The organism is Sneathiella limimaris, assembly GCF_012932565.1.
In the GTDB taxonomy this organism is placed as follows: domain Bacteria; phylum Pseudomonadota; class Alphaproteobacteria; order Sneathiellales; family Sneathiellaceae; genus Sneathiella; species Sneathiella limimaris.
Map to the genome: position 1 here is coordinate 861752 of NZ_JABBYJ010000001.1, position 14561 is coordinate 876312.

Genomic DNA, 14561 nt, shown 5'->3' on the forward strand with positions numbered 1-14561 from the left:
GAGCACGAATGGCCCGAAAGTTTACATATCCCGCTCCTGAAATCCGGAAAGAGTATTTCAGAGCAGGGATTGGAATGATCTTAACAGGCGTTCCCCTCTTGTTGTTCCGGCCATCATCTGTCATTGTTTCCCTATTGGGTTTCTTGTTTTGCCTGTTCTTTCTTTACGGGATCCGGTCTTACTTACGAAGTCGTTTGACTGTTTTCCTGGGACAAGATGGGATTTGTTGTGAAGGTAATGGCCGAAAGGAAATCCGTTGGGAGGATCTTACGGGATTGCGTTTGTCATATTTTTCCAGCCGACGGGATGGAGAAAAAGGGTGGATGCAACTGAGATTGAAGAGTAGGGGGATCAGCTTGAAGGTGGAATCAACCATCAATGAGTTTAGCGATCTGGTTGCGATTTGCATGTCGGTCGCGAAAGACCGGGGTCTTGTTCTTGATCCGGCTACTGTCAGGAATTTGCGTGCCTTGGGACTGCTGGAGGATGCGTCGGATACACAGCATTATCAAGGATGGGGAAAAGAGTAACAGATGTCCAACGTGTTGCTGGTACGAGATCTCAAAATCGAATTTCGTGTGTCTGAAGGTACTGTAAAAGCCGTCGACGGTGTTAGTTTTCGTGTTCCGATGGGCAAGACAGTTGCTCTGGTTGGGGAAAGCGGATCTGGGAAATCCGTGATTAGTCAGGCGATCATGTCTATTCTTCCAAAATCCGCACATATCACGGATGGGGAGATTCTATTTTTTGACCCGGATAAGCCTGGAAACTTCTATGACATCGCTAAGTTGAAACCAGACAGCAAGGAAATGCGTCAGATCCGCGGTGGTAGAATAACCATTATCTTTCAAGAACCGATGACTTCACTTTCCCCTTTGCACACTATTGGGGACCAGATTTCTGAAGCGCTGCATCTTCATCAAAAAAAATCAAAAGCAGAAGGTCTAGAACTGACTATTGATATGTTGCGATTAGTTGGCTTTCCAGATCCAGAAGCTGCGGTTAATACCTACCCTTTTGAACTTTCTGGTGGTTTGCGTCAGCGGGCCATGATTGCAATGGCAATGATCTGTAATCCAGCATTGCTGATTGCGGATGAACCAACAACTGCGCTGGATGTGACCATTCAGGCCCAGATCTTGGATTTGATGCAAAAATTGCAGGAAAAACTGGAAATGGCGATCCTGCTCATCACCCATGATCTTGGTGTCGTTGCCAGCATGGCTGACGAAGTCGTGGTTATGTATCACGGCAAGATCATGGAGCAAGGAAGCCTTGAGGATATCTTCCGAGATCCAAGTCACCCCTATTTGAAAGCATTGCTTAAGGCGGTGCCCCGTTTTGATATGAAAGAAGGGGAGCGGCTAACCCCAATTCGGGAGATTACCCGTAATGCTGACAGTAAGTTTCTGGCTCAGGCAAATCCGCGGGACATGTCTGAAACAGACAGCAAACCAATTTTGGAGGTTTCGAACCTTTCCAAAGTTTTCAACACCCGAAAAACAACTATTATTGGAAACAAGCCAGGCGGTTCGATCCGGGCCGTTGATCACGTCAGTTTCTTTGTCAATCCGGGAGAATGTCTCGGGCTGGTTGGGGAGTCCGGGTGTGGTAAAACAACCCTTTCCAAAATGATCCTACGGGCAGTCAGTGCAACCTCCGGATCCGTTATCTATAACGATAGAGGTCAGGATTTAGATGTTCTTAGCCTCAATAAGTCCCAGCTTTTTGACTATCGCAGTAAGGTTCAATTTATATTCCAGGATCCTTTTTCCTCATTGAATCCGCGGATGACTGTTTTTGATATTATTTCTGAACCGCTGGTTATTCATAATATCGGGACACAGAAAGAACGAGAAGAAACTGTCAAAGAGCTGATGGAGCTGGTCGGTTTGGATGTGAGGTTCCTAAGGCGCTATCCGCATTCTTTCTCAGGCGGGCAACGTCAACGGATTGGTATTGCTCGTGCGCTTGCCTTGAAGCCGGATTTGCTAATATGTGATGAGCCTGTTTCTGCTCTGGATGTATCCATCCAAGCGCAGATTCTAAATCTACTCAAAGATCTGCAAAAGGAATTGGGTCTGACTTATTTGTTCATTTCCCATAACTTGGCGGTCGTTGATTATATCGCAGATCGGATTGCCGTTATGTGTCGGGGCAGACTAGTTGAAACGGCACCAAAGGATGTTCTTTTTAAAAATCCGATCCATCCTTATACGAAGCGGTTGCTTGCCGCGGTCCCTGAACCCAATCCGGAGCATCGACTGGACTTCGACCATTTGGTGTCCGAAAAAGCTTCAGATCCTGCTGCTTGGCAAGCACCGTTTACAATCAGCGAAGATGCGACACCGCTTATGCTGGATATGGGGAATGGACATTTTGTTCGAGTTCACGAAGGGACGACAGTTGAGGAATTGAGAGCATGAAGAAACTGCTTTATCTTCTCTTTTTAATTTCGTTTGCTGGGGTCAGTCAGAGCGCTTATGCGGCTGACACTCCTGAAGTCCCTTATTTTGCTGAAGCGGTGCAATCAGGTGACCTTCCGCCAGTGTCTAAGCGGCTTCCTGCGACGCCTCGTGTGGTTTCCTTATATGAAGACCAGGTCCTTGGAGAATATGGGGGAACTCTAAACAGCCTTATTGGCAATGCATCTGATGTGAAGCTGATGTTTGTCTACGGTTACGCACGTCTTGTGTCTTATACCCCGGATCTTCGAATTGTCCCTGATATTGCAGAAAGTTTTCAGGTTGAGGATAATCGGATCTTCACGTTCAAATTACGAGAAAACCATCGCTGGTCTGACGGGGCACCTTTTACATCGGAAGATTTTCGGTATTGGTGGGAAGATGTTGCGAATAATGCGAAACTCTCGCCAACAGGTCCGCCAGCCTCCTTACTGGTCAATGGGGAGCCGCCAAAAGTTTCTTTTCCAGATGCGCTGACTGTTCGTTATGAATGGTCAAGTCCCAACCCAGACTTCTTGAGCCTTCTTGCAAGTGCGGCGCCGCTGTTGATTTATCGCCCTGCCCATTATCTAAAGCCGTATCATGATCGGTATGTCGATAAGTCCAAGATGAACAAAATCCAGAAGATTAAGTTCAAGGCCTGGGCATCCCAGCACAATAGACTGGATAACCTCTATAAATTCGACAACCCGGATTTGCCAACGTTGCAGCCATGGCGAAATACAACCGCGTCTCCTGCAAACCGCTTCGTTGGAGAGCGAAACCCATATTTTCACCGAGTAGATGAGTTGGGTCGCCAGCTTCCCTATATTGATCGGGTCATTCTTTCTGTATCGGAGCCGAAACTGATTTCTGCAAAGGCGGCTTCCGGGGATGTCGATCTTCAGGTTCGAGCTCTAAAATTGCAGGATGCAACTTTCCTCAAAGCCAACGAAAAACGATCAAAATACAGGACACTTCTGTGGCCGACGGTTCGGGGATCGCATTTTGTGTTGTTTCCAAATTTAAATGTGGTTGATCCAAAATGGAGGAAATTGATCCGTGATGTCCGTTTCCGCAGGGCGTTATCACTGGGTATCGACCGGGCCGAGATAAATGACGTCCTGTTTTTTGGTTTGGCAAAAGAGGGTAACAATACAGTTCAGGAGCAAAGTGAACTTTACGAAGAGAGATTTCAGAAAGATTGGGCCTATTTGGATTTCGACAAAGCAAATGCGCTTTTGGATGAAATGGGTCTGACGGAGCGTGATGAAAACGGTATCCGGTTAATGGAGGATGGATCACCTCTTACCATCATCGTCGAGACGGCTGGTGAAAGTACAGAACAAACTGATGTATTGGAGCTCATCCGTGACAGCTGGAAAGAGATTGGAATTGCCCTCTTTACCAAACCATCGCAGCGCGCAGTATTCCGAAATCGGATTTTCGCAGGAGAGACGGTCATATCCGTATGGTCAGGTTTTGAAAATGGTGTTGCAAATCCGAGTGCCAGCCCTGCTCTCTTGGCTCCAACAACGCAGGTTGGTTATCAATGGCCTAAATGGGGTCAATATTATGAAACCAAAGGTAAGTCCGGTGAGCCAGTTGACATGCCGGAAGTTGAACGTCTCTATGACCTTTACAGAGAGTGGCGGGTCTCCAGCACAGATGCGGAACGAACTCGGATTTGGAAGGAAATGCTCGCAATTCATGCAGAACAACAGTTCACTATAGGGGTTGTGAGCGGTATTTTGCAGCCAATTGTTGTTAAAAACAGCCTTCAGAATGTGCCTAAGACTGCAATATTCAACTGGGATCCAGGGGCACATTTTGGCATGTATCATCCAGATTTGTTCTGGTTTAAAGCGGACGGCTAGGGGGGAACTAACAGGCATGTTCAGCTATTTTATCCAGAGACTGCTGGTCATGATACCCACCTTGTTGGTGGTGAGTATTCTGACATTTATCATTATTCAGCTTCCGCCAGGTGACTACCTTTCCAATCAGCTGCAGGAATTGAAAGCTCAAGGGGAGAGCGCGACAGCCGCTGCAAAAATTACATTCCTTCGGGAACAGTATTCCTTGGATAAACCCTTGATAGAGCAATACGCAATCTGGATGGGATTCTGGCCTGGACCTAATGGTTTTTCAGGTCTTTTGCAGGGAGACTGGGGGCATAGTTTTGCCTATGACCTACCCGTGACTGAGGTCCTGGGCGATCGAATGTTGCTTACCTTTGTCGTGAACTTCTCGACTATCTTGTTTATTTACATCGTAGCTTTTCCGATCGGGGTCTACTCTGCGACTAGGCAATATTCGATTGGGGATTATGGATTTACCCTCATTGGCTACTTAGGACTTGCGACACCTAACTTCCTGCTCGCCATGGTCTTGCTGTACTACGCAAACTATTATTTTGGCCTTTCCATCGGTGGTTTGATGGATGAACAATATCTCGACCAACCCTGGAGCGTAGATAAGGTTCTCTCAATTCTCGATCATATGATCATCCCCGTGATCGTGATTGGAACCAGTGGAACGGCTGCAATGATCCGGCGCTTGCGAGCGAATTTGCTGGATGAGTTGCAAAAGCAATATGTCACGACCGCAAAGGCCAAAGGTGTGCCGAAATTGCGGGCATTGATTAAATATCCGATCCGGATGTCCCTAAATCCATTCATTGCTGACATTGGGAATTTGTTACCTGATGTGATTTCTGGCTCTGTCATTGTGAGTGCTGTTCTGAGTTTGCCAACCGCAGGACCGATGCTGCTCGAGGCACTTCGCAGTCAGGATCAGTATCTAGCGGGCTCCTTCCTGATGTTTCTGGCCCTGCTTACAGTGATTGGTGTGTTTATTTCTGACCTGTTACTTGCAGCCCTTGATCCTAGAATCAGGCTTAGTGGGGGGGCGACAAAATGAGTGATTCAATTAATAGCGGCAGGGATGGTCAGCTAGAGCATTGGTACTCTAAGGAGCCGTTTGATCCGCTATCAGTCGAGAAGCTCTCTCCTGAGCAGGAAAAATATTATATGGCCTCTCAGTGGAAGATGATGTGGTGGAAGTTCTGCCGGCATCGTCTTGCGGTGATCAGTGGTATCATCCTTCTGCTTTTTTATCTCTCGACAATCTTTGCAGAATTCCTGGCTCCTTATGAACTTCATAGTCGGAACACACGCAATATTTTTGCGCCGCCCCAGTCAGTTCATATTTTTCATGAAGGGGAACTGAGAGCACCATTTGTGTATGGATATCGTCAGAAGCTCAATCTGGATACCCTGCAGCGGGAATACCGAGTGGATAAAACCCGCATTTATCCGCTGCGTTTTTTCTGTAGTGGCGATGAATATAAAATGTGGGGAATGTTTGATGCGGATCTGCATCTGGTTTGCGCCGACGATCAGCGCCGGGCCACCTTCTTCTGGTTGGGAACGGATCGATTGGGACGGGATATTTTCTCTCGGATCATTTATGGAACCCGGATTTCCCTGACCATTGGGCTAATCGGGATTATCATCAGCTTCACCCTTGGTATCGTTCTTGGCGGGATCTCGGGATATTACGGTGGCTGGGTTGATAACATAATTCAGCGAACGATTGAGTTGTTGAAGTCTCTCCCGCAATTACCTTTGTGGCTTGCTTTGTCGGCGGCACTACCTGTGACTTGGTCGCCTATCTGGGTATTTTTCGGATTGTCGATTATCCTTGGCCTTCTTGATTGGCCGGGGCTCGCGAGGGCGGTGCGATCGAAATTCCTCTCGTTGAGAGAGGAGGATTTTACCACTGCAGCTCAATTAATGGGAGCAAGTCCAAGCCGAATTATCGGGCGTCATCTATTGCCGTCTTTTGCTTCCCATTTGATTGCGAGTGCAAGTCTTGCTGTCCCAAGTATGATTTTAGGTGAGACTGCCCTATCTTTCCTTGGGCTGGGGTTGAGGCCACCGATTACATCTTGGGGTGTTCTGCTGAATGAGACGACAAATATCAACGCTGTGGCGACAACACCCTGGCTGATGTACCCGGTTGTTCCTGTCATCATTGTTGTGTTGGCGTTTAATTTCCTCGGCGACGGACTTCGGGACGCAGCGGATCCTTACAAGTAAAGGCGTGATTTATGGCGAGAGTGTCACTAGGTTTACAAGACCAGTGACACCGCCCACATTGCGATTGGGAAGAAAATCAGTTTTAAATTGGGGCAAATAGCCTTGCTTCTTGGCCACCTCAAAGCAGGCCTCTGTCACGAGGATGGAAGCTGCTTCTTCTTTTGCATGCTTATCCAGCTTGGCAGCAAGGTTTACAGGCTCCCCAATCACTGTGTATTCGAGGCGGCTTTTGTCTCCAACCGCACCAAAAAGGATAGATCCAGAAGCTGCGGTGAAGCGGATTTTCTGTCTCGGCAAACCCTTCTGCTCACGTTCGGTACGCCATAGTTCTGCCTCTCGTTTCAGCTCCTCCATGGCTTCCAGGCAATTTTTTGCATAATTTTCACTGTCCAAAACAGCTCCAAAGCTAGCGAGGATCCCATCGCCGAGAAATTTGTCAATTGTCCCGCCATGCTTTTGGATAATCGGTACCATTCGGGATTGATATTCTGCCAACAGGCTAATGACTTCATTGGCGGGCTTTTCCATAGAAAGGCGCGTAAAGCCCTCCATATCACAATGAAGAATGGCCGCTTCCCTATTTTGACCGGTTCCCGGCTCAATCCAGTTTTCAGCATGGGTGATTTTTGCTGCAACTTCTGGGCTGAAAAAGCGAGAGAGATCAGCAGCCGCAGTGCTTTGGCTTACTGAATTAATCAAAAGCCGGCGTGCCCGCACAATGACGAGAGCGAGTATCAGGGTAACGATGATAATGCTAATGATCTTGTCAAATTCCGCCCCTAGTAGGATTTTGTGAGACATTGTGTAGAGCACATAATCCCGGGTAATCGTATCCATGCCCTCCCCATGATAGACAGCATACGCAACCAGAGAAAACCAGCCGATTGCAGCAGTCAAGCCAGCGAGCAGCACGTATCGCATATCAAAGCGAAGAGCCCGAAGGGTTATAAAGATAAAGGCATATAAAAGCGTTGGCGCCTTCAGATAGAAGGCCGGTGGCTGGACATACTGAATATGAAAGCTCCAGATCAGGAACATGAGCAAGGTCATGTCTGCAACAACTGAAAAAGCTAAGAACCATCCCGGTAATCGCCAATAAATCGCCCAGATGAGACGCATCAGAGAGAAAACAAAATAACCCATCAGCGCGAAGGGAACCGGTGCAAACATCACATCTTGCGAGAAGGTTTTGGGGCTAAAGATGTATAAAGAGCCAAAAATAAGGACAAGAAGTAACTGAACGACAGCGATCAGAATTTCCGAATTATCCTGTTGTTGTTGAATGGCGCTCAGGACCCGCGATGGCATTTGGCCCGCAGTCTTGTCTCCCAGTAACTTGAACGTCTTCAGCTTGTTCATTCACTTAATATGCAGGATTTCCAGGAAACTTCCATTCACAACTTCTTGGTTAAGCTCGATTATTGTTTTTCGAGCCAAAGGCTTGTTTCCTTGGCACCGGAGCTAATCGGTAAATTCGAGAGGCCGGTTTCTTTTAGAATTTTTTCCAAGTTCCGTTCCGCATATGCACTGGAAAACAGCAGCTTAAAGCTGCCCATTAGCAAAGGCGCGACCATTTGTTGTTCGTTATATCCGCGCCACTCCCAGCTCTTAGGATAGTCATAAGGCAGGCAAATATCGTGAATATGGACGATGACGCCCTTTGGTAATAATGGCAGCACATTAAGAAATAGAAAGTCCACGTCTGTGCCGGGCATGGCAATATGACTGCTGTCGATAAACAGAATATCGCCAGCTTCTAATTTTTCAAACAGCGACAAGTCCATGTTTTGAACAATATCGTTGTGAATGGTAATCGGCAGCTTTGTAATATCAGCGCGAGGTGCTGGATCGATAGCGGTAAAGTCTACTTGTAGATCCCCATCTTTTGCAGCCTGGAGCATGAACCGTGTCGAGTGACCGGATCCGACCTCAATAATCCGTTTGGGTTTATGGTTGCGAACTTGCGTATAAGCGGCAGCCCCATCCAGCCGTGGAAACCAGTCTTGCTCCCAACGGGGAAAGGGTGGTGGTTCGGATCCAAAATCCTGAAACCGATCCAAATACTGGCTCATGGACTCAAGACTTCGAATGAAGGTCTGCTCATGGTTTTGAAATAGCCGGAGAAGTGCTGGATAGGTTTGACGGCTCGAAGCTGCCAGCAGGGTATCCGCATACCGGTAGGGGATGAAAAAGCCCTGTTTCTGGATGTTGAAAAGGGTTTTTAATCCCATTCGCAATAGTCGCCAATTCATGAGGTCAGTAACCCTTATGCCCAAAGCCCTGAAAGCTTGGTAGAAAGTGAGACAGTTTTTGTCAAGAAGCTCTTATGTGTGATAGGGAAAAGAAAACCACAAGAATAAGGATTGAGACAATGGGCTCTTTTTTTACAAAATCCAACCAAGATGGCGTTTTAACGATCACTTTGCAAAAGCCAAAACAGCACAATGTTCTCAATCCGGACGAAATGGCAGAGTTGGAGGCCTACTTTAGGGAAGTTGCTGAAGATGAAACACTCCGTGTTGCCGTTCTCACGGGTGAGGGAAAAAGCTTCTGTGCGGGTGCTAATCTCGGGGAACTGGGTGACTATGATTTTTCAAAGAACCCCCTTGAATGTCTCACTGATGCGATTGAAAATTTTCCAGTGCCCGTCATCTGCAAATTAAATGGCGGAGTATATGGGGGTGGGACCGATCTTGCCCTGGCTTGCGATTTTCGTGTCGGGACACCAAACATCAAATGTTTCATACCACCTGCAAAAATTGGAATTCACTATCACCCGTTCGGAATGGCCAGAGCAGTTTCCAGATTGGGGATTGGCCCAGCAAAACGCTTATTCCTGGCAGTCGAAACGATGGATGGGGAGGAGCTGAAATCGGTTGGTTTTCTGGACTATCTAGTCCCTGAAGGTGATCTTGACTATAAGGTTGCAACCTTGGTGTCGACCTTCAAGTCGCTCGCCCCATTAAGTCTTAGGGGAATGAAGGCCACCTTTAATGATATTGCCAGTCAGTCTTTTGATCTGGAAACCGCACGTGAAGCGCAAATTAGGTGCATGAAGTCAGAAGATTTTGTTGAAGGCCGCGCTGCAATGGCAGAAAAGCGGCCTCCAAACTTTAAAGGGCGTTGATCAGGTAATATTAAACCGTTGCAGTGTATCTGCCAGATCAGTTGCAAACTGGGGACCCCGCCGGATTAATGCGGTGCGAAGCGGCAAAGATTGCAGGTCCGGATGATTAGGCTCGAGGCTTGTGAGGATCGCAACCGGAATATCCCGCGTTGTTGGCATAGCAGCAAGGGCACAGGCAAAATCAATTCCGGACAGCCGCGGCATGACAGCCGCAGTGATCACCATATCGGGCTTACTTTCCAGTACAATTTGGAAAGCGTCGATCGAATCAAGAACCGTGGACACGCGATATCCACAGGCGGCCAGTTCCCGCTCAACTACCTTGGCAGCTGTTCTTTGGGGCATGATCAGCGTAACTTCCATATCTGAGACAGTTACATCCGCAACTTCAAAGGTGCTTTTATGTGGAAGTTGTCGGATGACTTCTGCAACTTTTTCAGGTGGAAGAGCGTCACCATCCAGAATAGCACTGATTTGATCGCTGTAGCGCTGAAGATCATCCAGCTGTTCTTCATTGAGCGCGGAGGCTTTGGTCAGATATTCGTCAAGACGATGGCTGAGCGGCGTGAGGCCCGGCAAATTGACCATTTTGGCCTTTAATCGCAGATTGGACGCATCTTGTGCCAAAAGGACGGTTGCGTCTTCTGGCTTAAGGGTTCCACTTCTGATTTGTTGCAATCTGATTTCTAGATTTGCAACAACATCCCGCGCTTCGTCGAGGGCTTCAGTCCTGTATTGGGCTTCGACTTCTTCTTCGCTCAGAACTTTCATGGGCTGGGGACTTCCTATTAATAAATATAACAGGAAGTACCCTATGCCTTGTTTCTTAAGCTTTTCTAAATTCAGTGAAGCCTAGAGGATGAATTTGGACAGATCGGAATCTGTAACCAGTTCGCCAAGATGCTCTTTAACGTAAGCAGCATCGACGGTGAGTTCAGTGTTCGGTGAATCTGTCGCTGTGAAACTGATTTCCTCAAGAATCTTCTCAAGGATGGTATGAAGGCGCCTTGCGCCAATATTTTCCACGGTCGCATTGACTTCAGCAGAAATGCCAGCAATCTCATCAATAGCATCGTCCGTGAAGGTTAGGGTCACATTCTCGGTTGCCAAAAGTGCAACATACTGCTTGAGCAAACTCGCCTCTGGTTCCGTTAGAATTTCTTTGAAATCCTCTTTGGTGAGCGGGGATAGCTCAACACGGATCGGAAGGCGTCCTTGCAGCTCAGGTAGCAGGTCTGATGGCTTTGCGACATGGAAAGCACCAGAAGCAATAAACAGGATGTGGTCTGTGTGGATCGTTCCATATTTTGTCGAAACAATTGTGCCTTCAATCAGTGGCAATAGGTCCCTTTGTACACCTTCACGGCTGACATCGGCGCCTTGTCTGTCGCTACGGGCGCAAATTTTGTCAATCTCATCCAAAAATACGATTGCATTATTTTCAACGAGAGAGATGGCATCGCGAACAACACTATCTTCATCCAGTAGTTTATCGCTTTCCTCGTCGATCAGCACTTGATAGCTGTCGGCAACCTTCATTTTCTTAGGTTTGGTGCGCTGAGGGCCCATTTTCCCAAAGATATCGTTGAGGTTCAGCATACCCATCTGGGCGCCGGGCATTCCCGGGATATCGAAAGTTGGCATATTCCCGGATCCGTTATCCAGAACATTAAGCTCAACTTCTTTATCGTCGAGTTGTCCTTCGCGAAGCATTTTGCGGAACTTCTGACGAGTGTCGGCCGTTGCCCCTTCACCAACCAGAGCATCAAGGACCCGCTCCTCAGCCGCAATTTCGGCTTTGGCTGTTACCTCTTTCCGCTTTTGTTCGCGAACCATTCCAATGGCAATTTCAATAAGGTCCCGGATAATTTGCTCAACATCGCGGCCGACGTAACCCACTTCAGTAAATTTTGTGGCTTCAACTTTCAAGAATGGGGCATGGGCGAGCTTGGCAAGACGACGGGAAATTTCGGTTTTACCCACGCCGGTGGGGCCAATCATTAGAATGTTTTTAGGCAGAACTTCTTCGCGCATCTCTTCAGAAAGCTGTTGCCGTCTCCAACGGTTACGAAGAGCGATCGCAACGGACCGCTTAGCGTCTTTCTGTCCAACAATATGCCGATCCAGTTCATACACGATTTCACGGGGGCTCAAATTCGCCATCTCAGATACTCTCAACTGTCAGATTTTCGTTAGTATATACACAGATGTCAGCGGCTATAGCCATGGCTTTGCGAGCGATCGCTTCTGCATCCATTCCCTCTACATCGATCAGGGCGCGGGCGGCTGAAAGAGCGTAGTTGCCACCAGAGCCGATTGCGATGATCCCATCTTCGGGTTCTAAGACGTCGCCGTTACCCGTCAAGATCAGGGAGACATCCTTGTCAACGACAGCCATCATCGCTTCCAGGCGTCTGAGGTATTTGTCCGTCCGCCAATCTTTTGCAAGCTCAACACAAGCGCGGGTCAGATTTCCTGGATGCTGTTCCAGCTTCCCTTCCAACCGCTCAAAAAGGGTAAAGGCGTCTGCAGTTGCCCCGGCAAAGCCAACAATTACGTTGCCGCCAGCCCCAATGCGCCGGACTTTTTTTGCATTTCCCTTAATGACAGTTTGACCAAGGGATACCTGTCCATCGCCCGCAATGACAGCTTTGCCATCTTTTCGAACGGATAGAATGGTTGTGCCCCGCCAACTTTTTGGTTGTTCAGACATATAAGCAAGCCTTCAGAGGTTTTTTTGATGTTCTAGATGCACGATGTAACCATTTTCTGGCCGCGGTCAAGGGTTCAGGGTCGGAAGATTGGGGTTTCTTTTCACATCCGACAGACCTGAACGTTAGATCTTTGTCTTTTGACCAGATCAGATTTTCGGAGACGTTGATGACACAGCCAACACCAACCACTGACGAGAAAGTCAACAACTTGAAAGCTATTTTTGACATTCTCGCCTACCTTCAAGTGGATGCAAAGCAGGATGGTTTTCCCGAACTGTCTGAAAGACTTGCTTTTGCAATGGACTTTGCTGAAAAGCAACTTGTCGCTTTAAAAGAAAAGTAGGCTCTTTATCACTTTTAGGGTGACTCAGTTGCTGTAACGCCGAGTTTCCGATTTGTATCGGGCATCAAAATGCGTCTTTTCTTGGATTTCCGGGTGACTCCTGCTATATGCACGGCATTGGATTGAGGTCATTGAAATCCCGGAAGGAATGCAGATGCGTGAAGGTCGCGTAACCCGGACTACCAAAGAGACTGATATTGAGGTTTGGCTCGATTTAGACGGGACTGGAAAATACGATGTTGAGACAGGCATCGGATTTCTGGATCATATGCTGGAACAGCTATCCCGGCATAGCCTGATTGACCTGAAGGTCCGGGCTAAGGGTGATCTGCATATCGATTTTCACCATACGACTGAAGACACCGGAATTGCTATTGGCGAAGCTTTTTCAAAGGCCCTTGGCGATATGAAGGGTATCCGTCGGTATGCGTCCTATCATATTCCCATGGATGAAACTTTGACACGGGTGGCACTCGATATTTCCAAACGTCCCTATTTGATTTGGAAAGTTGAGTTTTCTCGCGATAAACTTGGTGAAATGGATACCGAACTCTTCAAGGAGTGGTTTCAGGCCTTTGCAGGGTCTGCAGGCATAACCTTGCATGTGGAGAATCTTTATGGTGAGAATAACCATCATATCATTGAAAGTTGCTTCAAAGCACTTGCCCGCTCATTGAGAGATGCCATTGAGTTGGATCCTCGCCAACTTGAAGCCATCCCCTCCACAAAGGGAACGCTCGGCGGAAGCCTCTAAGGCGGAGTGGTGCGCCTATGGCCGTGTACTCAGCTTTTTACAATGGAGACATAGCAGATCTGGATGGAAAGGGGCTGGTGCTTCTGAAATCAGGGTTTAATTGGTGGGCGTTTTTGATCTCTCCAATTTGGGCGCTTTGGCATCGGCTATGGTGGGCATTACTGGTTTATGTTTTTGCATCTTTGTTTATTGAGCTTGGACAGGTTCTTTTAGACTTACCAGAGTTCCTTCTTATTGCGGTTAGTCTGGCGTTTTCAGTTTTGTTTGCCTGCTACGCAGAAATGTTTCGGGCTGAAAAGCTGAAAAAGCAGGGATACAGAGAGTTATATCCTGTGGAGGCAGGAAGTCTGGAGCAAGCTGAAGAGAAGGTATTGCGGCGCTTGATAAAGAACACTGAACCCGAACGGGTCTCAACATTAGGTACTGTAGATGATTACAATTATTGATTACGGCTCGGGAAATCTGAGATCTGCTGCGAAAGCATTTGAAAGATGCGTTCGCGAAGCAAATCTTGACATGGATGTGCTGGTGACAAGTGATCCCGAGGTTGTTGCCAAAGCGGATCGGATTGTTCTGCCTGGTGTCGGCGCGTTCAAGGACTGTCGGGACGGTTTGAATGCTGTGACCGGTATGCGTGATGCGCTTCAAGAGGCTGTTATTCATCGCGCTGTTCCGTTCTTTGGGATCTGCGTTGGCATGCAGCTTATGGCAAGTCGCAGCCTGGAATATGGTGAAACAGAAGGGTTGGACTGGATCAAAGGGAGTGCCAAGGCATTGGAGCTTTCAGATCCGACTTTGAAAATCCCTCATATGGGATGGAATGAGCTGCAGTTGTCCAGCGACCATGTGCTGCTGAACGGCTTGAAAAATGGGGATCACGTTTATTTTGTTCACAGCTATCATGTTGTGACGGATGACCCTGCACATGTCTTGGCAACCGTTGATTATGGTGGATCTGTAACCGCTATTATCGGGCGGGATAATATGATCGGGACACAGTTTCACCCTGAAAAAAGCCAGGAAGCTGGTTTGAGATTGATTTCCAATTTCCTGAAATGGAACCCGTGAGAGAAACG

Annotated in this window: 15 protein-coding genes; 10 read left to right on the plus strand and 5 right to left on the minus strand. The window is 47.7% G+C overall.

The genetic code is table 11. The annotated features are described in order from the left end of the window. The first annotated feature begins 8 nt into the window (after positions 1-8). Genes HH301_RS04110 through HH301_RS04130 form a run of 5 tightly spaced genes read left to right on the plus strand, consistent with a single transcriptional unit; the run spans position 9 to position 6547 of the window. Positions 9-530 (plus strand): hypothetical protein, encoded by a 522-nt coding sequence (locus HH301_RS04110; protein WP_169566917.1) that lies wholly within the window; start codon positions 9-11, stop codon positions 528-530. A 3-nt stretch (positions 531-533) separates the two neighbouring features. After that, the gene (locus HH301_RS04115; protein WP_169566919.1) at positions 534-2426 is read left to right on the plus strand and encodes an ABC transporter ATP-binding protein; all 1893 of its coding nucleotides are present in this window, start codon (positions 534-536) and stop codon (positions 2424-2426) included. Next, the gene (locus HH301_RS04120; protein ID WP_169566921.1) at positions 2423-4321 is read left to right on the plus strand and encodes an ABC transporter substrate-binding protein; all 1899 of its coding nucleotides are present in this window, start codon (positions 2423-2425) and stop codon (positions 4319-4321) included. Before HH301_RS04115 ends, HH301_RS04120 begins: the two co-directional genes overlap by 4 nt. Before the next feature lie 16 nt (positions 4322-4337). Next, a complete protein-coding gene (locus HH301_RS04125) occupies positions 4338-5366 on the plus strand; it encodes an ABC transporter permease (protein ID WP_169566923.1) in 1029 nt (342 codons plus the stop codon). After that, a complete protein-coding gene (locus HH301_RS04130; protein WP_206378160.1) occupies positions 5363-6547 on the plus strand; it encodes an ABC transporter permease in 1185 nt (394 codons plus the stop codon). Before HH301_RS04125 ends, HH301_RS04130 begins: the two co-directional genes overlap by 4 nt. A gap of 9 nt (positions 6548-6556) precedes the next feature. Here HH301_RS04130 and HH301_RS04135 read toward each other — a convergent pair whose 3' ends face one another. Both HH301_RS04135 and HH301_RS04140 read right to left on the minus strand, forming a co-directional pair. Then, positions 6557-7906: an adenylate/guanylate cyclase domain-containing protein gene (locus tag HH301_RS04135; protein ID WP_206378161.1), complete on the minus strand. Its 1350-nt coding sequence runs from the start codon at positions 7904-7906 to the stop codon at positions 6557-6559. A gap of 59 nt (positions 7907-7965) precedes the next feature. Further along, positions 7966-8778: a class I SAM-dependent methyltransferase gene (locus HH301_RS04140; RefSeq protein ID WP_206378162.1), complete on the minus strand. Its 813-nt coding sequence runs from the start codon at positions 8776-8778 to the stop codon at positions 7966-7968. A gap of 140 nt (positions 8779-8918) precedes the next feature. On the opposite strand from HH301_RS04140, the gene HH301_RS04145 reads away from it, so the two are divergent. Beyond that, positions 8919-9674, plus strand: coding sequence for an enoyl-CoA hydratase/isomerase family protein (locus HH301_RS04145; RefSeq protein WP_169566926.1), 756 nt, complete (start codon positions 8919-8921; stop codon positions 9672-9674). Here HH301_RS04145 and HH301_RS04150 read toward each other — a convergent pair whose 3' ends face one another. From HH301_RS04150 to hslV, 3 genes are all read right to left on the minus strand, one after another. Next, positions 9675-10445 carry a response regulator gene (locus HH301_RS04150; RefSeq protein ID WP_169566928.1) on the minus strand — a complete coding sequence of 257 codons (771 nt, stop codon included), beginning with the start codon at positions 10443-10445 and terminating at the stop codon, positions 9675-9677. Between the two features lie 81 nt (positions 10446-10526). Then, positions 10527-11837: an ATP-dependent protease ATPase subunit HslU gene (gene hslU / locus HH301_RS04155; protein ID WP_169566930.1), complete on the minus strand. Its 1311-nt coding sequence runs from the start codon at positions 11835-11837 to the stop codon at positions 10527-10529. Between the two features lies 1 nt (position 11838). Further along, complete coding sequence (gene hslV, locus HH301_RS04160; RefSeq protein WP_169566931.1) at positions 11839-12387, minus strand: ATP-dependent protease subunit HslV; 549 nt, start codon at positions 12385-12387, stop codon at positions 11839-11841. Positions 12388-12554: 167 nt separating this feature from the next. On the opposite strand from hslV, the gene HH301_RS04165 reads away from it, so the two are divergent. The 4 genes from HH301_RS04165 to hisH all read left to right on the plus strand — a co-directional run bounded on the left by HH301_RS04165 (position 12555) and on the right by hisH (position 14553). Then, a complete protein-coding gene (locus tag HH301_RS04165; protein ID WP_169566933.1) occupies positions 12555-12731 on the plus strand; it encodes a hypothetical protein in 177 nt (58 codons plus the stop codon). A 154-nt stretch (positions 12732-12885) separates the two neighbouring features. Beyond that, the gene (gene hisB, locus HH301_RS04170; protein ID WP_169566935.1) at positions 12886-13485 is read left to right on the plus strand and encodes an imidazoleglycerol-phosphate dehydratase HisB; all 600 of its coding nucleotides are present in this window, start codon (positions 12886-12888) and stop codon (positions 13483-13485) included. A 17-nt stretch (positions 13486-13502) separates the two neighbouring features. Next, positions 13503-13931, plus strand: coding sequence for a DUF2628 domain-containing protein (locus HH301_RS04175; RefSeq protein WP_169566937.1), 429 nt, complete (start codon positions 13503-13505; stop codon positions 13929-13931). Next, positions 13915-14553, plus strand: a complete 639-nt coding sequence (gene hisH / locus HH301_RS04180; protein ID WP_169566939.1) for an imidazole glycerol phosphate synthase subunit HisH — start codon at positions 13915-13917, stop codon at positions 14551-14553. Before HH301_RS04175 ends, hisH begins: the two co-directional genes overlap by 17 nt. Positions 14554-14561 lie beyond the last annotated feature (8 nt).